This window comes from Mycobacterium gastri, from assembly GCF_002102175.1.
In the GTDB taxonomy this organism is placed as follows: Bacteria; Actinomycetota; Actinomycetes; order Mycobacteriales; family Mycobacteriaceae; genus Mycobacterium; species Mycobacterium gastri.
Map to the genome: position 1 here is coordinate 1 of NZ_LQOX01000068.1, position 21056 is coordinate 21056.

The 21056-nt window shown below is 65.3% G+C and carries 18 protein-coding genes, 1 pseudogene and 2 riboswitches; of the genes and pseudogenes, 17 read left to right on the forward strand and 2 right to left on the reverse strand.

Going from position 1 to position 21056, the window contains the following annotated elements; all coding sequences use genetic code 11:
- The first annotated feature begins 189 nt into the window (after nucleotides 1-189).
- The 4 genes from AWC07_RS05920 (at nucleotide 190) to AWC07_RS05935 (ending at nucleotide 3775) form a co-directional block, all read left to right on the forward strand.
- Complete coding sequence (locus tag AWC07_RS05920; protein WP_036410104.1) at nucleotides 190-858, forward strand: Rv1815 family serine proteinase; 669 nt, start codon at nucleotides 190-192, stop codon at nucleotides 856-858.
- A 137-nt stretch (nucleotides 859-995) separates the two neighbouring features.
- A complete protein-coding gene (locus AWC07_RS05925; RefSeq protein WP_208622365.1) occupies nucleotides 996-1682 on the forward strand; it encodes a TetR/AcrR family transcriptional regulator in 687 nt (228 codons plus the stop codon).
- A gap of 120 nt (nucleotides 1683-1802) precedes the next feature.
- On the forward strand, nucleotides 1803-2303 hold the full coding sequence (locus tag AWC07_RS05930) for a VOC family protein (protein ID WP_036418294.1): 501 nt from the start codon (nucleotides 1803-1805) through the stop codon (nucleotides 2301-2303).
- Nucleotides 2300-3775 (forward strand): FAD-binding protein, encoded by a 1476-nt coding sequence (locus tag AWC07_RS05935; RefSeq protein ID WP_036418291.1) that lies wholly within the window; start codon nucleotides 2300-2302, stop codon nucleotides 3773-3775. The genes AWC07_RS05930 and AWC07_RS05935 overlap by 4 nt, the downstream gene beginning before the upstream one ends.
- Here AWC07_RS05935 and bacA read toward each other — a convergent pair.
- Nucleotides 3772-5691, reverse strand: coding sequence for a vitamin B12 ABC transporter pemease/ATP-binding protein BacA (bacA, locus tag AWC07_RS05940; protein ID WP_036418290.1), 1920 nt, complete (start codon nucleotides 5689-5691; stop codon nucleotides 3772-3774). The two genes, AWC07_RS05935 and bacA, sit on opposite strands and share 4 nt — an antisense overlap.
- A gap of 103 nt (nucleotides 5692-5794) precedes the next feature.
- Here bacA and AWC07_RS05945 point away from each other — a divergent pair, with 103 nt between their 5' ends.
- The 12 genes from AWC07_RS05945 (at nucleotide 5795) to gcvP (ending at nucleotide 19568) form a co-directional block, all read left to right on the forward strand.
- Nucleotides 5795-7435, forward strand: coding sequence for an acetolactate synthase (locus tag AWC07_RS05945; protein ID WP_085104994.1), 1641 nt, complete (start codon nucleotides 5795-5797; stop codon nucleotides 7433-7435).
- Between the two features lie 88 nt (nucleotides 7436-7523).
- A complete protein-coding gene (gene secA2 / locus AWC07_RS05950; RefSeq protein ID WP_036412727.1) occupies nucleotides 7524-9860 on the forward strand; it encodes an accessory Sec system translocase SecA2 in 2337 nt (778 codons plus the stop codon).
- A 135-nt stretch (nucleotides 9861-9995) separates the two neighbouring features.
- Nucleotides 9996-10631, forward strand: a complete 636-nt coding sequence (locus tag AWC07_RS05955; RefSeq protein ID WP_036412725.1) for a CDP-alcohol phosphatidyltransferase family protein — start codon at nucleotides 9996-9998, stop codon at nucleotides 10629-10631.
- On the forward strand, nucleotides 10618-11544 hold the full coding sequence (locus AWC07_RS05960) for a DUF881 domain-containing protein (RefSeq protein ID WP_036412724.1): 927 nt from the start codon (nucleotides 10618-10620) through the stop codon (nucleotides 11542-11544). The genes AWC07_RS05955 and AWC07_RS05960 overlap by 14 nt, the downstream gene beginning before the upstream one ends.
- A 61-nt stretch (nucleotides 11545-11605) precedes the next feature.
- Nucleotides 11606-11938 carry a small basic family protein gene (locus tag AWC07_RS05965; RefSeq protein ID WP_023364046.1) on the forward strand — a complete coding sequence of 111 codons (333 nt, stop codon included), beginning with the start codon at nucleotides 11606-11608 and terminating at the stop codon, nucleotides 11936-11938.
- A gap of 133 nt (nucleotides 11939-12071) precedes the next feature.
- On the forward strand, nucleotides 12072-12836 hold the full coding sequence (locus AWC07_RS05970; RefSeq protein ID WP_425271220.1) for a DUF881 domain-containing protein: 765 nt from the start codon (nucleotides 12072-12074) through the stop codon (nucleotides 12834-12836).
- Between the two features lie 23 nt (nucleotides 12837-12859).
- Nucleotides 12860-13258: a glycine cleavage system protein GcvH gene (gene gcvH / locus AWC07_RS05975; RefSeq protein ID WP_036412721.1), complete on the forward strand. Its 399-nt coding sequence runs from the start codon at nucleotides 12860-12862 to the stop codon at nucleotides 13256-13258.
- 337 nt (nucleotides 13259-13595) lie between these two features.
- The gene (gene garA / locus AWC07_RS05980; protein ID WP_425271221.1) at nucleotides 13596-14075 is read left to right on the forward strand and encodes a glycogen accumulation regulator GarA; all 480 of its coding nucleotides are present in this window, start codon (nucleotides 13596-13598) and stop codon (nucleotides 14073-14075) included.
- The gene (gene ftsR, locus AWC07_RS05985; RefSeq protein ID WP_036411402.1) at nucleotides 14072-14815 is read left to right on the forward strand and encodes a transcriptional regulator FtsR; all 744 of its coding nucleotides are present in this window, start codon (nucleotides 14072-14074) and stop codon (nucleotides 14813-14815) included. The genes garA and ftsR overlap by 4 nt, the downstream gene beginning before the upstream one ends.
- 106 nt (nucleotides 14816-14921) lie before the next feature.
- Complete coding sequence (locus AWC07_RS05990; protein ID WP_036411403.1) at nucleotides 14922-15416, forward strand: bifunctional nuclease family protein; 495 nt, start codon at nucleotides 14922-14924, stop codon at nucleotides 15414-15416.
- 374 nt (nucleotides 15417-15790) lie between these two features.
- Nucleotides 15791-16417, forward strand: a complete 627-nt coding sequence (locus tag AWC07_RS06000) for a MerR family transcriptional regulator (protein WP_036411406.1) — start codon at nucleotides 15791-15793, stop codon at nucleotides 16415-16417.
- A 62-nt stretch (nucleotides 16418-16479) separates the two neighbouring features.
- A riboswitch (glycine riboswitch) is annotated at nucleotides 16480-16577 on the forward strand.
- Nucleotides 16578-16699, forward strand: a riboswitch (glycine riboswitch). It begins immediately after the preceding riboswitch.
- 31 nt (nucleotides 16700-16730) lie between these two features.
- On the forward strand, nucleotides 16731-19568 hold the full coding sequence (gene gcvP, locus AWC07_RS06005) for an aminomethyl-transferring glycine dehydrogenase (RefSeq protein WP_036411408.1): 2838 nt from the start codon (nucleotides 16731-16733) through the stop codon (nucleotides 19566-19568).
- A gap of 11 nt (nucleotides 19569-19579) precedes the next feature.
- On the opposite strand, the gene AWC07_RS06010 is transcribed toward gcvP, so the two are convergent.
- The gene (locus AWC07_RS06010) at nucleotides 19580-20440 is read right to left on the reverse strand and encodes a haloalkane dehalogenase (protein ID WP_036411410.1); all 861 of its coding nucleotides are present in this window, start codon (nucleotides 20438-20440) and stop codon (nucleotides 19580-19582) included.
- A 38-nt stretch (nucleotides 20441-20478) separates the two neighbouring features.
- On the opposite strand from AWC07_RS06010, the pseudogene AWC07_RS06015 reads away from it, so the two are divergent.
- Nucleotides 20479-21018 (forward strand): annotated as a pseudogene (locus tag AWC07_RS06015) (alpha/beta fold hydrolase); the annotation flags it as partial.
- Nucleotides 21019-21056: the final 38 nt, after the last annotated feature.

A 21056-nucleotide genomic window follows, 5' to 3' on the forward strand; every position in this document is an offset into this window, starting at 1 on the left:
ACATCATCACACGCCACACCGCGCACAGCCGTCAGACACGACCAACAATGGACAGGTTATTCAGCGCGTTCCTAGCCCACGCCTAGCCCGGCACGGTAACGCAGGCGGCGGCGATGACGAAAAACAATCCGTCGGGTACGCCGTAATTTCAGATTCCGTCGGCATGCCGGCCCTGAAAGGATGGAGTCCATGGTGCGCCGCCTGGCACTGCGCGCATTCGCGGTATCGGTTACTGTCGCGGCGCTGGCGTGTGAGCTGGGCCCGACCGCCAACGCGGAGCCGCCGCTGGTGTTCCCGGGCATGGAAATCCACCAGGATATTCACGTCTGCACTCTGGCGTATGTGGACACCAAGCTGCGCATGGCTTTCAGCGCAGGTCACTGCCGGGGTGAGGGAGCAGTCAGCGACCGCGACAACAACGTCATCGGTCACCTGCGGGCGTTCCGTGACAACACCCCAAGCGGTTCCACTGTGGCTACCGACCAGTCGATCGACGACTACGAGGCGATTACGCTGGTCGACGGGGTCAGGGTGAGCGACGTGCTGCCGGGCGGACGGCAGTTAACATGGCGACCCGGCGTCGTCGCCCAACCGGGCCAAGCGGTTTGCCATTTCGGCATCAGCACTGGCGAAACCTGCGGAACCGTCGACAGCGTCAACAACGGGTGGTTCACCATGACCGGCGGCGTCGCCAGCCAGAAGGGCGATTCTGGTGGACCGGTGTATTTGATCGGCAACGGGCCCGGACAGCTGATCGGAATCTTCAACAGCATTTGGGGGCAATATCCCGCCGCCGTCTCCTGGCAAGTGGCCTCTGATCAGCTCCGTCAGGACCTCGGCGTCCCAGCTGCCAGCTAACAATCGGCCTTGCCCAGTGCGAACACCGGGATCGACGGTGCCGCGGCGCCTGAGAGCACTGCTCTCGACCTGGTTACGCTGCCACAACCCTGAAGCAAAAGCAAGAGCGGTGATCTCGGATATGTCAGAATTGCGGCGTGGGCAAACGCCAGGAGGCTCGGGAGCAGATCGACGCCAAGATCGTCGAGCTCGGCCGCCGCCACCTGGTGGATCACGGCGCAGCGGGGCTATCGCTACGCGCGATTGCCCGCGACCTGGGCATGGTTTCCTCGGCTGTCTATCGGTACGTATCCGGCCGCGACGAGCTCCTGACGGTGCTTCTGGTCGACGCATACTCCGATCTGGCCGACACCGTGGACCGCGCTCGCGCCGAGGCCGGCCTCGACTCATGGAGCGACGACGTCATCGCCATCGCCCATGCCGTCCGCTGTTGGGCCGTCGCGCACCCGGCACAGTGGGCGCTGCTGTACGGCAGCCCCGTCCCCGGGTATCAGGCGCCACCAGAACGCACCGTCGGTGTCGGTACCCGCGTGGTCCGAGCGTTCTTCGACGCAATCGCAGCAGCGATTGCCACCGGCGACATCGTTTTGACGAATAACGTCGCCTCCCAGCCGATGTCGTCGGATTTCGAACGGCTTCGACGGGAGTTCGACTTTCCCGGCGATGACCGTGTGGTCGCCAAGTGCTTCTTGCTGTGGGCCGCTGTGGTGGGTGCGATCAGCCTGGAGGTGTTCGGACAGTACGGCGCCGACACGCTGACCGAGCCCCGCCAGGTCTTCGACAGTCAGATCCGGCTACTGGTCGACGTCTTGGCTCAGCATTGAGGTAGTCACCGAGAATTAGAACGTGTTCATCCGCTTCATTCGGGCCAGCTGCCGGCGATGACGGCAAAGTTCCTGCGGGCTCTTTCTGGTGCCCGCCAAGCTGAGTTATTCTGCGAGACGATGAACTTTCCCGTTCCGTCGCCGATGCAGATCGCATGGGTGACCACGGACCTGGATGCCACGGAAACGGCGCTTACCGGCCTGTTGGGTGCCCGGAAGTGGATACGGATACCCGACGTGCACTTTGCTCCCGATACTTGCAGCTACTACGGCAAACCCGCCGACTTCGTCGCGAGCATCTCACTGAGCTACCTGGGTGACATGCAGTTAGAGCTCATCTCCCCGGTCCGCGGGGAGAATATCTATAGTGACTTTCTGCGGGACTCTGGTCCCGGTCTGCACCACATCTGCATGGAAGCCGAGAGCCCGGAACGGCTGGAGGCGGCCCTGGTTGAGGCGGCCGAGAACGGCGCCACTGTGGTCCAGCGGGGCGTGATGCCCGGCGGGATTCAGTTTGCCTACGTGGCGGCACCGCGGGCCGGGGTGCCGTTTGTGGAGATCGCGTATTTCTCGCCGGAGATCAGGGCGTTCTACGACTACATCAAACGGGAGCAACGGTGAGCACCGACCTACCAGCGACTGTCAGTGCGGACTCGGTGGCGGCATGGTCGGACGACGCCGATGTGGTGGTGATCGGCTTCGGCATCGCCGGCGGCTGTGCGGCGGTGACGGCGGCTGCCGCGGGCGCGCGGGTGCTGGTTCTCGAGCGGGCCGCCGCGGCGGGAGGCACCACATCGCTTGCCGGCGGGCATTTCTACCTGGGCGGCGGGACCGCGGTCCAGCAGGCGACCGGTAATCCTGATTCGCCGGACGAGATGTATAAGTATCTGGTCGCGGTGTCGCGGCAGCCCGATCACGCCAAGATCCGGGCTTACTGCGACGGCAGTGTGGAGCATTTCAACTGGCTGGAAGACCTGGGCTTTCAGTTCGAGCGCAGCTACTTTCCGGGCAAGGCGGTGATCCAGCCCAACACCGAAGGGCTGATGTTCACTGGCAACGAGAAGGTCTGGCCCTTCTTCGCGAAGGCGGTGCCGGCGCCGCGTGGTCATAAGGTGCCGGTACCCGGCGACACCGGCGGCGCCAGCATGGTGATCGATCTACTACTCAAACGGGCGGCGAGTTTGAGCGTGCAAATCCGCTACGAGACCGGAGCCACCGCGCTCATTGTGGATGGCTCGGGGGCAGTGACCGGAGTGATGTGGAAGCGATTCTCCGAAACGGGGGCGATCAAAGCCAAATCGGTGATCATCGCCGCCGGGGGATTCGTGATGAACCCGGACATGGTGGCCAAGTACACCCCGAAACTGGCCGAGAAACCGTTCGTGCTGGGCAACACCTATGACGACGGCCTGGGCATCCGGATGGGCGTTTCGGCCGGCGGTGCCACCGAGCACATGGATCAGATTTTCATCACGGCTCCGCCGTACCCGCCGTCCATCCTGCTGACCGGAGTGATCGTCAACAAGCTCGGGCGGCGGTTCGTCGCCGAGGATTCCTACCACTCGCGGACTGCGGGGTTCATCATGGACCAGCCGGACAGCGCGGCGTATCTGATCGTCGACGAGGCGCACCTGAAACGTCCCACGATGCCGCTGGTCCCATTGATCGACGGCTGGGAATCGGTCGTCGAGATGGAAGCTGCGCTGGGCATTCCGCGAGGCAACCTGACGGCGACCCTGGACCGCTACAACACCCATGCCGCGCGCGGCGAAGATCCCGACTTTCACAAGCAGCCGGAATTCCTTGCGCCACAAGACAAAGGGCCGTGGGGAGCGTTCGACATGTCACTGGGTAAGGCGATGTATGCCGGCTTCACCCTTGGTGGGCTGGCCACGTCGGTGGACGGCGAGGTGCTGCGCGAAGACGGCTCGGTGATACCCGGGTTGTACGCGGCCGGAGCTTGCGCGTCCAACATCGCCCAGGATGGCAAGGGCTATGCCAGTGGCACGCAGCTGGGCGAGGGCTCGTTCTTCGGACGCCGCGCCGGAGCGCACGCGGCCCGGCGGGCCGGGGCCGTGCGCTCCGGCGCCTAGACCCGCAACGGCTCCTTCGTCACCGGGCTCAGCCGCCATGGCCCGCCGCCCAGCAATTCGAGCTGTTGGTCATGCAGACGCTCGAGCGCGGGGCGGTGGCTGACGCTGACGATGATGCAATCCGGCAGCTCGCGCCGGAGCAATTCGTAGAGCGCGAATTCCAGACCCGTGTCGAGCGCCGATGTGCTCTCGTCAAGGAACACGGCTTTGGGTTTGGTGAGCAGGATGCGGGCGAAGGCAACGCGCTGTTGCTCGCCGGGGGAGAGCACCTTGGCCCAGTCTCGTTCTTCGTCCAGTCGATCGCATAGCGGCGCGAGGGCCACCTTGGTGAGCGTGTCGCGCACGATGTCGTCGGGGATGACGAATCGGGGATTCGGGTAGCACACCACATCCCGCAGAGTGCCCAGCGGCACATACGGCAACTGCGACAAGAACATCGTTTCGTTGTCGCCGTCCGGACGGCGCAGTGTCCCCGAGGCGTACGGCCACAGTTCGGCCAGGCTGCGCAGCAACGAGGTCTTGCCGGACCCGGAACGGCCGGTGATCACCAGCGAATCGCCACGGTCCAGGCGCACATCGAGCGGATCGATCAGCCGATCTCCGGCGGGCGTGCGAACTTCGATCTCGTTGAGCTCAACGGACTCGTCGTCACTTGGCCGGGTCAGCACCGCAGGCAGCGCGCGGCCCTTCTCGTTGGCGTCAACCAGGCCGTACAACCGGATGATCGCCGCGCGGAAGGAGGCGAACGCGTCGTAGTTGTTGCGGAAGAACGACAACGAGTCGTGAATATTGCCGAACGCGGTGGCCGTCTGACTCACGTCGCCGAATTCGATTTGCCCAGCGAACAATCGCGGTGCCTGGATCACCCACGGCAACGGAACGATCGTCTGACTCACCGACAGGTTCCATCCGTTGAAAGCGATGCTGCGGCGAACGTATCGACGGTAGTTGTCGATCACCGGCCTGAACCGCTGCTGCAATTGCGCGCCCTCGACCCGCTCACCGCGGTAGAAGCCCACGGCTTCGGCGGCGTCTCGCAGGCGCACCAGCGCGTACCGGAAAGCGGCGTTGAGCTTTTCGTTGCGGAAGCTGAGCCAGATCAGTGGACGCCCGATGACAAAGGAAATGATCGTGGCAACGAGCACATAACCCAGAACGGTCCAAAACATTGCCCGGTGGAAGGAGACACCCCACAGATTCAGAGTTCCGGAGAGGTTCCACAGGATCGCGGTGAAGGAAATCACCGAGATAATCGATTGCACAGCCCCGAAAAGCAGTGTGCTACCCGTCCCGTTGGACGGCGCGTTGGGCGTGCCACCCACTCCGGCGGTGAAGATGTCGATGTCCTGCTGGATACGCTGGTCCGGGTTGTCGATTGTCTCGTCGATGAACAGGTCCCGGTAGTACGCCCTGCCGTCAAGCCAGTCCCTGGTCAGATGATCGGTCAGCCACACCCTCCAGGCGATGATGAAGCGCTGCGTCAGATAGATGTCGGCCATCACCCGGACCACGTGTATCACGGCCATGACGCTGAAAACCCCGATTGACATCCAAAACCCGTGCACGCCTGAGCGTTTCACCGCCTCATCGCCGGCGGCGGCACCTTGGAACGCTTTCTGCAAGGCGGTGTACATGTCGTTGCCCTGGTAGCTGAACAGCACATTCAGGCGCACGGCCAATACCACCGACAGCAACAGCACACCCAGCATCAGCCAGACCCAAATGCTCCTGGGTCCGACAAAGTACTCACGGGTGATCCGCCAGTACTGTCGCCCCCAGGGCGTCAGGAACCTGAGCAGAACCAGCACGACCAGGACACAGACGGCACTGATCGCCCAGGCTTTGCCGATCCAGTACAGCGAATCCACAAAAGCCCCCGACCAGTCGATCGAGGGAGTAAACGGCTTCGGGCCCAAGGTCGATGCTCCTCACGGACGAGGTGTTCAGGCGGCTGCTGAACAGAAATCCTTCGGCGAAGGTACCGGAAGGATGCAGATAGGCTTTCGAAATATGACGGATATGAGCACCGACGCCGCTCCCCAGACCATGCATGCCGGACGGCTGATAGCGCGTCGGCTCAAAGCCAGCGGTATCGACACGGTTTTCACGCTGTCGGGCGGACACCTGTTTTCGGTCTACGACGGCTGCCGCGAGGAAGGCATCCGGCTGATCGACACCCGCCATGAGCAAAGTGCCGCCTTCGCCGCCGAGGGCTGGTCCAAGGTGACCAGGGTGCCAGGGGTGGCCGCACTCACCGCGGGTCCGGGCGTCACCAACGGGATGAGCGCGATGGCTGCCGCCCAGCAGAACCAGTCGCCTCTGGTGGTTCTCGGTGGTCGGGCGCCGGCATTGCGATGGGGGATGGGCTCTTTGCAGGAGATCGACCACGTACCTTTTGTCGCGCCGCTGGCCCGCTTCGCCGCCACCGCACAGTCAGCCGAAGACGCTGGCCGGCTGGTCGACAACGCACTGCAGGCCTCGGTTGGAGCCCCGTCGGGGGTGGCTTTCGTGGATTTTCCGATGGACCACGTGTTCTCCATGTCCGACGACGACGGTCGTCCCGGAGCACTGACGGGCTTGCCTACGGACCCAAGCCCTGACGGTGACGCCCTGGACCGGGCAGCCGGCCTGCTCTCGGCGGCCCGACGTCCGGTCATCATGGCGGGCACCAACGTCTGGTGGGGACACGCGGAGGCGGCGCTGCTACGTCTTGCCGAGGAGCGCCGGATTCCGGTGCTGATGAATGGGATGGCCCGTGGCGCTGTGCCCGCCGACCACCCGCTGGCTTTTTCCCGGGTACGTTCGACAGCGTTGGGGCAGGCCGACGTTGCGCTGATTGTCGGTGTGCCCATGGATTTCCGCCTGGGATTCGGCGGGGTGTTCGGGTCGCAGACCCAGCTCGTCGTCGCCGACCGCGCCGAACCGGAAAGCGGTCATCCGCGCGCGGTTGCGGCCGGCCTCTACGGGGATCTGAGCGCGACCCTGTCGGCGCTGACCGGACCCGGCGGCGCCGACCACCGGGACTGGATCGACGAGCTTCGGGCCGCCGAGACCGCGGCCCGCGACGCGGAAAAAGTCGAGCTCGCCGAGGAACGGATCCCACTGCATCCGATGCGGGTGTACGCCGAGTTGGCCCCGCTATTGGACCGCGACGCCATCGTGGTCATAGACGCCGGCGATTTCGGGTCCTACGCCGGGCGGGTGATCGACAGCTATCAGCCGGGTTGCTGGCTGGACAGCGGTCCCTTCGGCTGTCTGGGTTCGGGGCCCGGTTACGCCTTGGCCGCAAAACTGGCCCGACCGCAGCGTCAAGTGGTGTTGCTGCAAGGTGACGGCGCGTTCGGGTTCAGCGGCATGGAGTGGGACACCCTGGTTCGGCACGATGTGCCGGTCGTGTCGATAGTCGGCAATAACGGCATCTGGGGTTTGGAGAAGCACCCGATGGAGGCGCTGTACGGCTACTCGGTGGTGGCCGAGCTGCGCCCGGGAACTCGGTACGACGAGGTGGCGCGCGCCCTGGGTGCGCACGGTGAACTGGTGTCGTCGCCCGCCGAGCTGCGCCCGGCGCTGCAGCGGGCCTTCGCCAGTGGTCTGCCGTCGGTCGTCAACGTGCTGACCGACCCGACTGTCGCGTACCCGCGGCGGTCGAACTTGGCCTGATGCGCAAAGATCCGGTCTGCCGAGGCTGCGCGCGTCGCCGGTGACCACGTGCGCTCGCATCGGCCGGAGGGTCACGTACCGTTGACGTGTGCCCAAGACCACACGCGCTGAGCCAGGCCGCCTGAGCAGCCGATTTTGGCGACTTCTCGGCGCCAGTACGGAAAAGAATCGAAACCGGTCCCTGTCCCAGGTGACCGCTTCGGCAGAGTACGACGAAGAAGCTGCCGACCTCACCGACGAAAAGCTGCGCCGCGCGGCCGGGCTGCTCAACCTCGACGATCTCGCGGACTCCGCCGACATCCCTCAGTTTCTGGCCATCGCCCGGGAAGCAGCCGAGCGGGCGACCGGCCTGCGCCCGTTCGACGTGCAATTGCTGGGTGCACTGCGCATGCTCGCCGGTGACGTGATCGAAATGGCGACCGGTGAGGGCAAGACGCTTGCCGGCGCAATCGCGGCCGCCGGCTATGCACTCGCCGGCCGGCATGTCCACGTCGTGACCATTAACGATTACTTGGCCCGCCGCGACGCGGAATGGATGGGCCCGTTATTGGAGGCGTTGGGCCTGACCGTCGGATGGATCACCGCGGACTCGACCAGCCAGGACCGCAAGGCGGCATACGGGTGTGACGTCACCTATGCCTCGGTCAACGAGATCGGTTTCGATGTGCTGCGCGACCAGCTGGTCACCGACGTGGAAGACCTGGTGTCGCCCAATCCGGACGTGGCCCTCATCGACGAGGCCGACTCGGTGCTCGTCGATGAAGCGCTGGTGCCCTTGGTTCTGGCCGGGACCACCCACCGCGAAACGCCGCGGCTGGAAATCATCCGCCTGATTGCCGAGTTGGTCCCCGGCACCGACTATGAGACCGACTCCGACAGCCGCAACGTGCACCTGACCGACACCGGCGCTCGCAAAGTCGAGAAGGCACTCGGTGGCATCGACCTGTACTCCGAGGAACATGTGGGCACCACGCTGACCGAGGTCAACGTCGCCCTGCACGCGCATGTGCTGTTGCAGCGCGATGTCCACTACATCGTCCGGGATGATGCAGTACATCTGATTAATTCCTCGCGCGGGCGCATCGCACAACTGCAGCGCTGGCCGGACGGGCTGCAGGCCGCCGTCGAAGCCAAGGAGGGCATCGAGACCACCGAAACCGGCGAGGTGCTCGACACCATCACGGTCCAGGCGCTGATCAACCGCTACGCCACGGTATGCGGTATGACCGGTACCGCGTTGGCCGCCGGTGAACAGCTGCGCCAGTTCTACAAGCTCGGTGTGTCGCCGATACCACCGAACACCCCGAACATCCGAGAAGACGAGGACGACCGGGTTTACATCACCGCGGCGGCCAAGAACGACGCGATCGTCGCGCATATCGCCGAAGTACACGACTCCGGGCAACCGGTGCTGGTCGGCACGCATGACGTTGCCGAATCCGAGGAGCTGCACGAAAGGCTGCTGCGGCGCGGCGTTCCCGCGGTGGTGCTCAACGCGAAAAACGACGCCGAGGAGGCGCAGGTCATCGCTGAGGCCGGCAAATTCGGTGCGGTCACCGTGTCCACACAGATGGCCGGACGCGGCACCGACATTCGGCTTGGCGGATCCGACGAAGCCGACCATGACCGGGTCGCCGAACTGGGTGGCCTGCATGTTGTCGGCACCGGCCGCCATCACACCCAGCGGTTGGATAACCAGTTGCGCGGGCGGGCCGGACGCCAGGGTGACCCGGGGTCGTCGGTGTTCTTCTCGAGCTGGGAAGACGACGTCGTCGCCGCCAACCTCGACACCAACAAATTGCCGATGGAAACCGACGAGGACGGCCGAATCGTCAGTCCCAAGACCGGTAGCTTGCTCGACCATGCCCAGCGCGTCGCCGAGGGCCGGTTGCTGGACGTGCATGCGAACACCTGGCGCTACAACCAGTTGATCGCCCAACAACGCGCCATCATCGTCGAACGACGAAACACCTTGCTGCGCACCGCGACCGCGCGCGAGGAACTGGCCGAACTGGCGCCCGAGAGGTACCAGGAGCTGGCTCAGCCGATGTCCGAGCACGAGTCCGAAGAGCGCCTCGAGAAGATCTGCCGGCTGATCATGCTGTACCACCTGGACCGCGGCTGGGCCGATCACCTGGCTTATCTGGCCGACATTCGGGAGAGCATCCACCTGCGAGCGCTGGGTCGCCAGAACCCGCTCGACGAGTTCCACCGGTTGGCGGTGGATGCGTTCGCGTCGCTGGCCGCCGATGCGATCGAGGCGGCGCAGCAGACCTTCGAAACGGCCAATGTTCTCGAAGAAGAACCCGGCCTGGATCTGTCCAAGCTGGCGCGGCCGACGTCGACATGGACGTACATGGTCAACGACAACCCACTGTCCGACGACACGTTGTCCACGCTGAGCCTGCCGGGCGTGTTCCGCTGAGCCTGTCAGGCTTGAGCCGACGACTGTAACGCCAATGTGAAAAGCGGTGCCGGAAATCGCCACAGCGTTACGCTCGCGGCTATGCCACCGGTCCGCCGTGCGGACCGGATCGTCGCCGGGCTAAGGTCACGGCTCATGGAGCCGGTACTCACCCACAATCGGGTGCTGACGGTACCTAACGTGCTGAGCGCCATCCGCCTGGCGCTGATTCCGGTGTTCGTCTACGTCATGCTGATTGCCCACATCCATGGCTGGGCAGTGGCGATTCTGGTGTTCAGCGGCGCCTCCGATTGGGCAGACGGCAAGATCGCCCGGCTGCTCAACCAGTCGTCGCGGCTGGGCGTACTGCTGGACCCGGCCGTCGACCGGCTTTACATGGTGACCGTACCCATCGTGTTGGCGCTGAGCGGGACCGTGCCGTGGTGGTTTGTGCTCACGCTGCTGGCGCGTGACGCCGCGCTGGCTGCGACGCTGCCGCTGCTGTGGAGCCGCGGACTGTCGGCCCTGCCGGTCACCTACATCGGCAAGGCAGCGACTTTCGCCCTGATGGCCGGCTTTCCGATACTGCTCTTGGGGCAGTGGAACGCGTTATGGAGCCGCGTCCTCGGCGCCTGCGGCTGGGCGTTTCTGATCTGGGGTATGTATGCGTACCTGTGGGCGTTCGTGTTGTACGTAGTACAGATGACGATGGTGGTTCGGCGGATGCCCAAGCTCAAGCACCGGGCATATCAGCCGGTCGCGCGAAAAGCGGGCGACTATGGCCGAAGCTGACCGACTGCTGGGCGGTTATGACCCCAATGCCGGCTACAGCGCGCATGCGGCGGGGCGGCCCAAGCACAACCCGGTACCGTCGCTGCTTCGCGCGCTGCTGTCCGAACATCTCGACCCCGGCTACGCTGCGGCAGCCGCCAAACGGGACGGCTCCGCGGCGGCGCCCAAAGATGGTCGTGCCCGCGCTTTCGGCTGGCTATGGCAGGCTTTGGCCGCGACACTGGTCGCAGCGGTATTCGCGGCCGCGGTGGCGCAGGCGCGCTCCGTTGCGCCTGGGGTGCGCGCGGCCCAGCAGCTGCTTGTCGCAAGTGTGCGGTCAACCCAGGCCGCTGCTTCCAGGTTGGCCCAACAGCGCAGCGTGCTCTCGGCGAAGGTCGACGACGTGCAACGGCTGGCGCTGGCCGACGACGCCGAGGGGCAGCGACTGCTCACCCGTCTGGATGCCCTCAGCCTGGCGGCGGCCAGCACACCGGTCATCGGTCCGGGGCTGACGGTGACCGTGACCGATCCGGGAGTGGGGCCGAATCTCTCGGATGCCTCCAAACAGCGGGTGAACGGCAGCCAGCAAATCATCCTGGACCGCGACCTGCAGCTGGTGGTCAACTCCTTGTGGGCCAGTGACGCGGAGGCAATCTCGGTCGACGGCGCCCGGATCGGGCCGAATGTGACCATTCGCCAGGCCGGGGGAGCGATCCTCGTCGACAACAATCCCACCACCAGCCCCTACACCATCCTCGCGGTTGGACCACCGCACGCGATGCAAGATGCCTTCGACCGCAGTCCCGGCCTGCACCGCCTTCGGCTACTGGAGGTCTCCTACGGCGTCGGCGTCAGCGTCAACGCCGCCGACGGTCTGGCGCTGCCGGCCGGCGCTATCCGGGACGTCAAGTTCGCCAAACAGATTGGGCCCTAGTGAGAAGAACTTCGGTGAAAGTGGTTGCCCCGGGAGCGACATGGACGGGGCTGCGGCGGGCATGATCGGTATCGCGGCCCTTGCCCTTGGCATCGTGCTGGGATTGGTTTTCCACCCGAGCGTGCCCGAGGTGATCCAGCCGTACCTGCCGATCGCGGTGGTCGCCGCGCTCGACGCCGTGTTCGGCGGCTTGCGCGCCTACCTCGAGCGGATCTTCGATCCGAAGGTCTTCGTGGTGTCGTTCGTGTTCAACGTCCTGGTGGCCGCATTGATCGTCTATGTGGGTGATCAATTGGGCGTTGGTACGCAATTGTCCACGGCGATAATCGTGGTACTGGGAATCCGCATCTTCGGCAATACCGCCGCGCTGCGGCGCCGGCTCTTCGGAGCCTGACGGAGATGAGGTCAGCGTGAGCCAGGGCCCTCCTGACAGCACCGGCGGCGAAAGCCGCTGCGCACCAACCAGCCACGGCCATTCCAAGACCGAGCGCAACGCCCACGAAGCGGCGCGGCGCGGTCGTCACGAACTGCCCGCCGACCGTCCTCGCCCCGAGATCGGGCCGGTGCGCCGGACGGGACTGTCCGCGATGTTGCGAGGCAGCCGTTCCCGAACGCTGTTCGGGGCGTTGGCGATTTTGCTGTGTCTGGTGCTCGGGGTCGCCATCGTCACTCAGGTCCGCCAGACCGAATCCGGTGATTCGCTCGACACCGCTCGCCCCGCGGACCTGTTGGTGCTGCTCGATTCGTTGCGGCAGCGTGAGGCCACCCTCAACACCGAGGTGGCCGACCTGCAGAACACCCTCAACGCGTTGCAGGCCTCCGGCAACAACGACCAGGCCGCCATCGAAAGCGCGCAAGCCAGATTGGCGGCGCTGTCGATCCTGGTGGGCGCGGTGGGCGCCACCGGACCCGGCGTCACGGTGCGCATCGAAGATCCCGGTCCCGGAGTGGCCCCGGACGCAATGCTCGACGTGATCAACGAGTTGCGTGCTGCCGGAGCGGAGGCGATCCAGATCAGCGACGCACACGAGTCGGTGCGGGTCGGAGTCGACACCTGGGTGGTCGGTTCCCCGGGCGCGCTGACCATCGACACCAAAGCGCTGTCTCCGCCCTATTCGGTTCTGGCGATTGGCGATCCACCGACCTTGGCCGCGGCGATGAACATTCCCGGTGGTGCGGTGGACAGCATCAAACGCGTCGGCGGGCGGATGTCGGTGCAACAGTCCGACCGGGTGGATGTGACCGCCTTGCGACAACCGAAACCGCACCAATACGCTCAGCCCGTCAAATAAGCCCCGACCAGAACAGGATTACCGTGAGCGATATCCCGCCCGATCTGCACTACACCGCCGAACACGAGTGGGTGCGCCGCACCGCGGACGCCACCGTGCGGGTCGGGATCACCGATTTCGCGCAGTCCGCGCTGGGCGACGTTGTCTTCGTTCAATTGCCGGCCGTGGGCGATGAGGTGACCGCGGGGGAATCCTTCGGCGAGGTGGAATCGACGAAATCAGTGTCGGATCTGTACGCGCCGGTATCCGGCAAGGTCGCTGTGGTCAACAGCGATCTGGAAGGCACACCGCAATTGGTGAACTCAGACCCGTACGGCGACGGCTGGCTGCTGGACCTTGAGGTCGAAAGCCCAGCTGCCGCGGAAGCAGCCGTGGCGGCCCTGCTCGACGCCGAGGCCTACCGCGGCACCATAACCGAATGACTTGCTAAGGTCCGTGCCGGCGGGTGCGGCCACAATGCGGACCGGGCTATGGGCCTCAGCGAAGGCTTCAGCGAAGGCCTCCGAGAAGGCTAGGAGAAGGCGCGGTGTGGGGCTTACGATCCTGCAGTGGTGAGCACGTCGCCGCCCCGAGGTCGACACATGCGGGGTACGGTCGAGACATCAGCGTCAGACGCCGTTGGCAGGCACGTGAAGCAGTACCAGAAGCAGTACCGGAAGCAGTAAAGGTAATACAGGCGGTAAATCCGAGGGAGGCACCGGCCGATCGGCCCGGTCGAACAACGCCACAGCGGCCAGTGAGGAGCAGCGGGTGACGGACATGGACGCAGAACGAGAGCAGGACCAGACATCGGACGAAGTCACCGTGGAGACCACCTCAGTCTTCCGCGCCGACTTCCTCAGCGAACTGGAAGCTCCCGCACAGGCGGGAACCGAGAGCGCGGTATCCGGGGTGGAAGGCCTTCCGGCGGGCTCGGCGTTGCTGGTCGTCAAACGGGGACCCAATGCAGGGTCGCGCTTTCTGCTCGATCAGCCCGTCACATCCGCCGGCCGGCATCCCGACAGCGACATCTTTCTCGATGATGTCACGGTGAGTCGTCGCCACGCCGAATTCCGGTTGGAAGGCAACGAGTTCAGCGTCGTCGACGTCGGAAGCCTGAACGGCACGTACGTCAACCGTGAGCCGGTGGACTCGGCTGTGCTGGCAAACGGCGACGAGGTTCAGATCGGAAAATTCCGCTTGGTTTTCTTGACCGGACCCAAGCAAGGTGACGACGACGGGGGCGCCGGAACCCGGTGAGCGCACCGGATAGCCCCGCCCTGGCCGGGATGTCGATTGGCGCAGTCCTGGAGCTGCTGCGACCGGATTTTCCCGATGTCACGATCTCCAAGATTCGGTTTCTGGAGGCCGAGGGGCTGGTGACGCCGCAGCGCGCCGCATCGGGTTACCGGAGGTTCACCGCGTACGACTGTGCGCGGCTGCGATTCATCCTCACCGCTCAGCGGGATCATTACCTGCCGCTCAAGGTGATCAGGGCGCAGTTAGACGCTCAGCCCGACGGTGAGCTGCCACCGTTCGGATCCCCTTATGGCATACCGCGATTGATCCCGGTAAGCGACGACGGAGACGCCAGCACGGGGTCGGGCGCGGCGGCGGTGTCGCCGACCCGCATTCGACTCAGCCGGGAAGACCTCCTGCACCGCTCCGGAGTCGACGACGACTTGCTGACTGCTCTCCTGAAAGCAGGAGTGATCAAGACCGGCCCGGGCGGCTTCTTCGACGAGCACGCGGTCGTCATCCTGCAATGTGCGCGCGCACTCGCCGACTACGGTGTGGAGCCGAGGCACCTGCGCGCGTTTCGCTCCGCGGCCGATCGTCAGTCCGACCTGATCGCCCAGATCGCCGGCCCGTTGGTCAAGGCGGACAAGGCCGGAGCCCGGGACCGCGCTGACGACTTGGCCCGAGAGGTCGCGGCGCTTGCGATTACTTTGCACACCTCGTTGATCAACTCCGCGGTACGCGACGTTCTGCATCGCTGAGGATTAGACTTTCCTCGACAGCGTGTATTCGACGACGCGGCAAGGAGCGTACTCACCGCGTCGCCGCGCTGAACGGAAACGGCGGCATGGCGGAGGGCAGACACAGATGGGTGAAGTTCGCGTTGTCGGCATTCGCGTCGAGCAACCGCAAAACCAGCCGGTGCTGTTACTGCGCGAGGCCAACGGTGACCGCTATCTGCCGATCTGGATCGGCCAATCGGAGGCGGCCGCCATTGCGCTCGAGCAGCAAGGCGTCGAGCCTCCCCGACCGCTGACGCATGACTTGATCCGGGATGTCATTGCTGCACTTGGGCATTCGCTCAAGGAAGTGCGCATCGTCGATCTGCACGAAGGCACGTTTTACGCCGATCTGATCTTCGACCGCGATATCAAGGTGTCGGCTCGTCCTTCCGACTCGGTGGCGATCGCGCTGCGCGTCGGAGTTCCGATTTACGTCGAGGAGGCCGTGCTGGCCCAGGCCGGGCTGCTGATCCCCGACGAGAGCGACGAAGAAGCCGGTAGTGCGGTCCGCGAGGACGAGGTGGAGAAGTTCAAAGAGTTTCTCGACAGCGTGTCACCCGACGATTTCAAGGCCACCTAGCTTGTCGGCAATGCGCGCACCCGTGGGTGTGGCCGGCCACTCTCCGGCGGGCAGGCGACGCCTCACCCGTGGCGGAGACCGTCGGGCAATGCGATCTGACGCGGCGGCAATGCACAGCAGCGACCACCTCGCGGTTGAGTCGGCTACATCACGGATGCGTCTCATCTCACGCGATGCGGGCTCGACACGCCTGGCGGATGGCGCCCTGCGGGTCAGGCAACAGCGATACTTTGATGACGACTTGATGATCAACTGGCGCACCGAAACAGTCCAACAGCGTATGCTCACAAGCACTCGGACCTGAGCAAACATGGTTGCCGGGGCAGCCAATGACGCAGCTAGTGACAAGAGCGCGATCGGCGAGAGGAAGCACCGTGAGCGAACGGCCACGTCAAGAACAGCTCGATCTTGCAGACCACGCGACTACTGCGGCCCATGGTGCTCTCGGCGGCGCGACCGAACCCGCCCAGCCGGGGCTGTTCCCCGACGATTCGGTGCCCGATGAGCTGGTCGGCTACCGCGGACCGAGTGCCTGTCAAATCGCCGGCATCACCTACCGTCAACTCGACTATTGGGCGCGCACGTCGCTGGTTGTCCCCTCGATCCGCAGCGCGGCAGGATCGGGAAGCCAGCGGCTCTATTCGTTCAAGGACATTCTCGTTCTCAAGATCGTCAAGCGGTTGCTCGACACCGGCATCTCGCTGCACAACATCCGGGTTGCCGTCGACCACCTGCGCCAGCGCGGCGTCCAGGACCTGGCCAACATCACCTTGTTCTCCGACGGCACGACGGTGTACGAATGCACCTCCGCCGAGGAAGTCGTCGACCTTCTCCAGGGCGGCCAGGGTGTGTTCGGCATCGCCGTCTCGGGCGCGATGCGGGAGCTGACCGGCGTCATCGCCGAATTTCACGGTGAGCGCGCCGACGGCGGTGAATCCATTGCCGCCCCGGAAGACGAGCTGGCTTCGCGCCGCAAGCAGCGCGATCGCAAGATCGGCTAACCGCGGCCGGGTATGCGCTGTCGCGGCAGTGATCGGCTAGCCGAGTAAACTGGATTCCGCATCGCTCTTGCGCGGGAGAGTTCCGTGGCCGCCAGCTACGGACGCCGAAGGAGCAACACCTCTCCGTCAACCTCTCAGGCACCCGGACCGCGCCGGACAACGATGCCTCTGGAAAGCGGTGACGACCCACGGGTCCTTGCCCGCCGATGGGGAAAGGTGCCTGCAACGATGGCGCCGAATCTCTCAGGCGCCTGGTGCACGGGTGAAGACAGAGGGAGAGGGCCGCTAGTCCCTTGCCCTTCAGGAGTGCACCGTGTCCGACCATTCAACGTTCGCAGACCGCCACATCGGACTGGACCGCGACGCCGTCGCGACGATGTTGTCGATCATCGGTGTCGACACGCTCGACGAGTTGGCGGCCAAGGCGGTTCCCGCCGGCATCCTCGACGCCCTCACCGAAGTCGGCACCGCACCGGGCCTGGACCGGCTGCCGCCGGCCGCTAGCGAGGCCGAGGCGCTGGCCGAGTTGCGGGCACTGGCCGACGCCAACACCGTCGCGGTGTCGATGATCGGGCAGGGCTACTACGACACGTTCACCCCGCCCGTGCTGCTGCGCAACATCATGGAGAACCCGGCCTGGTATACGGCTTACACGCCCTACCAACCCGAGATCAGTCAGGGGCGCCTGGAAGCGCTGCTCAATTTCCAGACGATGATTACCGACCTCACCGGCCTCGAGATCGCCAACGCGTCGATGCTCGACGAGGGCACCGCCGCCGCCGAAGCCATGGCGCTGATGCACCGCGCCACCCGCAGCCGGTCGAACCGGCTGGCGGTCGACATTGACGTGTTTACTCAAACCGCCGCGGTTTTGGCCACCCGCGCCAAGCCGTTGGGCATCGAGATCGTCACCGCCGATCTGCGCGACGGTCTTCCAGAGGGGGAGTTGTTCGGCGTTATCGCCCAGCTACCCGGGGCCAGCGGCCGAATCACCGACTGGACCGCTCTGGTGGAGCAGGCCCACGACCGTGGCGCGCTAGTGGCTATCGGCGCCGACCTGTTGGCGCTGACGCTGATCACCCCACCTGGTGAGATCGGCGCCGACGTCGCGTTCGGGACCACCCAACGTTTCGGGGTGCCAATGGGATTCGGCGGTCCGCATGCGGGATATCTATCCGTGCACGCCACGCATGCCCGGCAGTTGCCCGGACGGCTGGTCGGGGTGTCCGTCGACGGTGACGGTAACCCGGCCTATCGGCTGGCGCTGCAAACCCGCGAGCAGCACATCCGCCGCGACAAGGCGACCAGCAATATCTGCACCGCGCAAGTGCTGCTGGCGGTGATGGCCGCGATGTACGCCAGCTACCACGGCGCCGCGGGGCTGACCGCCATCGCGCGGCGGGTGCATGCCCATGCCGAAACCATCGCTGCTGCGCTCGGCGATGCGCTGGTGCACGACCGGTTTTTCGACACCGTGCTGGCGCGAGTGCCCGGACGTGCCGACCAAGTGCTGGCCGCGGCCAAGGCCAACGGCATCAACGTGTGGCGCGTCGACGCCGATCACGTGTCGGTGGCCTGCGACGAAACCACCACCAACGAGCAGGTGGCCGCGGTGCTGCAGGCCTTCGGGGTGGAGCCTGCCGAGTCGGTGTGCGCGGAGATCGCCAACCGCACCTCGGAGTTCCTGACCCACTCGGCGTTCACGCAATACCACACCGAAACCGCGATGATGCGCTACCTGCGCACGCTGGCGGACAAAGATATCGCCTTGGACCGCAGCATGATTCCGCTCGGCTCATGCACGATGAAGCTCAATGCCGCCGCGGAGATGGAGTCGATCACCTGGCCGGAGTTCGGCCGCCAGCATCCCTTTGCGCCGGCATCGGACACACCCGGGTTACGTCGGCTCATCGCCGACCTGGAGAGCTGGCTGGTGGCGATCACCGGCTACGACTCGGTCTCCCTGCAGCCCAACGCGGGTTCGCAGGGGGAGTACGCCGGTCTGCTGGCGATCCACGACTACCATGCCAGCCGCGGCGAGTCGCACCGCGACATCTGCCTGATTCCGTCCAGCGCGCACGGCACCAACGCCGCCTCGGCCGCGCTGGCCGGAATGAAGGTCGTCGTTGTCCGATGCCACGACGAGGCTAGTCGGGCCGGCGACGTCGACCTCGACGATCTGCGCGCCAAGGTGAGCGAGCATGCGGACCGGTTGTCGGCCCTGATGATCACCTACCCGTCCACGCACGGCGTCTATGAGCACGACATCGCCGACATCTGTGCGGCGGTGCACGACGCCGGCGGCCAGGTGTATGTCGATGGGGCGAATCTCAATGCGCTGGTCGGCCTGGCCCGGCCGGGTAAGTTCGGCGGTGACGTCAGCCATCTGAACCTGCACAAGACGTTCTGCATCCCGCACGGCGGCGGCGGGCCGGGGGTCGGGCCGGTCGCGGTGCGCTCACATCTGGCGCCGTTCCTACCTGGTCACCCGCTGGCGCCCGACCTGCCACCCGGGCACCCGGTATCCTCGGCCCCGTACGGCTCCGCGTCGATTCTGCCGATCACCTGGGCATACATCCGGATGATGGGTGCCGACGGCCTACGGGCGGCATCGCTGAACGCGATCGCGTCGGCCAACTACATCGCTCGGCGCCTCGACGAGTATTTCCCGGTGCTCTACACCGGGGAGAACGGCATGGTCGCCCACGAGTGCATCCTGGACCTGCGCGGCATCACCAAGACAACCGGAGTCACCGTCGATGACGTCGCAAAACGGTTGGCGGACTATGGTTTCCACGCACCGACGATGAGCTTCCCGGTGGCCGGAACGCTGATGGTGGAGCCGACCGAGAGCGAGAGCCTGGCCGAGGTCGACGCATTCTGCGAAGCCATGGTCAGCATCCGCGCCGAGATCGACCGAGTCGGGGCCGGCCAGTGGCCGGTGGACGATAATCCGTTGCGGGGCGCGCCGCATACCGCCGAGTGCCTGCTGGTGGCCGACTGGGACCACCCGTACACCCGGGAAGAGGCCGCCTATCCGCTGGGCGCCGGGTTCCGGCCCAAGGTCTGGCCGCCGGTACGCCGGATCGACGGTGCCTACGGCGACCGCAATCTGGTCTGCTCATGTCCTCCGGTGGCGGCGTTTGCCTAACCGGGCCCTGCTCACCCGAAACGCTCGATGATCGCTGCGGCGATCTCCTGCGGCGCGTCTTCTTGAATGAAGTGCTTGGCGTTGGGCAACTCGACGACGACATGATCGGGGAATGTTGCGCGCATCCGCGGCAGGCACGGGCCGGGCCGGAACGCGAGATCTTTCATACCCCAGACGAACAGCGCGGGTTTGGCGCCGAGTTTGGCGGGTACGTCGCGGGCCAGCCGCGCCAATAACGGCCGCGCGGCCAGGATTTCCTTGGGCATCCTCGCCACCCCAGTGCGGTCCGCGGGGCTGGCCTGCACGGCCCGGTAGTGCTGCATCACCGCAGGGCCGGGGCGGTGCTCGGTCCCGGCCGGAATCAACCGCTCCACAAAGAAATTGCGCTGCACGATCGCGTACTGCAGCGGCGGACTGGACATCACCCTGCTGAACATCTTCATCGTCAGGGTGTCTGCCGGCCAGAACCAGGTGTTGCCCAACACGACTCCACGCACTCGGCCCGCTCGCTCGACCGATACCGCCATACCGATCGGACCACCCCAGTCCTGACCCATTGTGAGGTAACCGTCGAGACCGAGGTGATCGACGAATTCGCCGACCACCCGCGCGTGGTCAGTGATGCGGTACCCAAATGCCGCGGGGCGCTCCGACAGGCCAAAGCCGAGATAATCCGGTGCGATACAACGGAACCGGTCCCGCAGGGCCACGATGATGTTGCGGTACAGGAAGCTCCAGGTGGGGTTGCCGTGGCACAGCAGGATCGGTGGACCGTCTCCCTCGTCGACGTAGTGCATACGCCCGTGCGTGCTGTCGAACCAGCGCGACCGGAACGGATATAGCTGCGAATCGGGGGTGAAAATCGGGCTCATTACGCTCCTTTCGTCGCTCACGATGGTAGGTCGCAGGGGTGACATCACCGAGTGTTCGAGCCTGGCGCGGCGGCGGTCGCTGGCTGCACACCGCCGCCGGCAAGATGTTCGTCCGATCAGGGCCGGGCAACACGCCGACCATCCTGCTGCTGCACGGCTATCCGTCCAGTTCATTCGACTTTCGGGAGGTCATTCCGTACCTGGCTGGTCATGCCTGGGTGACGAAGGATTTTCTCGGTTTCGGCCTTGTCCGACAAGCCTCGCCCGCACCGCTACAGCCTGCTGGAGCAGGCCGATCTGGTGCAGGGGGCGGTTGCCCGAAGCACCACCGGCCCGGTGGTGGTGCTGGCGCACGACATGGGCACGTCGGTGACCACCGAACTGCTCGCCCGGGACCTTGACTCGTTCGATCTTCGGCGCGCGGTGCTGAGCAACGGCAGCGTGATCCTGGAACGGGCCAGTCTGCGGCCAATCCAGAAGTGCTGCGTGGCCCGCTGGGGCCGATCGCGGCCCGATTGGTCACTCGCGGCGGCTTCCGGCGCAGTTTGGCACGTTGTTTTCCGCCGGTCACCCATCCGCGGGCGTATGCCGGGGCAGCTTTGTCATTGCTGGTGGA

Bases quoted from the DNA above. Each gene is read 5' to 3' on its own strand.
- garA (WP_425271221.1), top strand. From the start codon at position 13,596: ATGGACGCAGAACGAGAGCAGGACCAGACATCGGACGAAGTCACCGTG.
- AWC07_RS05920 (WP_036410104.1), top strand. From the start codon at position 190: ATGGTGCGCCGCCTGGCACTGCGCGCATTCGCGGTATCGGTTACTGTC.
- AWC07_RS05945 (WP_085104994.1), top strand. From the start codon at position 5,795: ATGAGCACCGACGCCGCTCCCCAGACCATGCATGCCGGACGGCTGATA.
- AWC07_RS05930 (WP_036418294.1), top strand. From the start codon at position 1,803: ATGAACTTTCCCGTTCCGTCGCCGATGCAGATCGCATGGGTGACCACG.
- AWC07_RS05960 (WP_036412724.1), top strand. From the start codon at position 10,618: ATGGCCGAAGCTGACCGACTGCTGGGCGGTTATGACCCCAATGCCGGC.
- AWC07_RS05955 (WP_036412725.1), top strand. From the start codon at position 9,996: ATGGAGCCGGTACTCACCCACAATCGGGTGCTGACGGTACCTAACGTG.
- AWC07_RS05965 (WP_023364046.1), top strand. From the start codon at position 11,606: ATGATCGGTATCGCGGCCCTTGCCCTTGGCATCGTGCTGGGATTGGTT.
- AWC07_RS05990 (WP_036411403.1), top strand. From the start codon at position 14,922: ATGGGTGAAGTTCGCGTTGTCGGCATTCGCGTCGAGCAACCGCAAAAC.
- AWC07_RS06010 (WP_036411410.1), bottom strand. From the start codon at position 20,440: ATGAGCCCGATTTTCACCCCCGATTCGCAGCTATATCCGTTCCGGTCG.